A 305-nucleotide genomic window follows, 5' to 3' on the forward strand; every position below is an offset into this window, starting at 1 on the left:
GCGAAGAAGCTGGGCGCCACCCACACCGTCAACTCCAAGGAGAACGACGCGGTGGAGGCGATCCGTGAGCTGACCGGCGGGTTCGGCGCGGACGTCGTGATCGAGGCGGTCGGCCGCCCGGAGACGTACAAGCAGGCCTTCTACGCCCGTGACCTGGCCGGCACGGTCGTACTGGTCGGGGTGCCCACCCCGGAGATGAAGCTGGAGCTGCCGCTGCTGGACGTCTTCGGCAGGGGCGGGTCGCTGAAGTCCTCCTGGTACGGCGACTGCCTGCCCTCCCGTGACTTCCCCATGCTCATCGACCT

1 protein-coding gene is annotated in these 305 nt (G+C 68.5%); it reads left to right on the plus strand.

Annotated features, from left to right (window positions below; all coding sequences use genetic code 11):
- The coding region (locus M8J74_RS44370) for a zinc-binding dehydrogenase (RefSeq protein ID WP_249841792.1) at positions 1-305 on the plus strand (305 nt) is incomplete at both ends.

Origin of the sequence: Streptomyces panaciradicis, assembly GCF_023516615.1 — a bacterium.
GTDB classification, from domain to species: domain Bacteria; phylum Actinomycetota; class Actinomycetes; order Streptomycetales; family Streptomycetaceae; genus Streptomyces; species Streptomyces panaciradicis.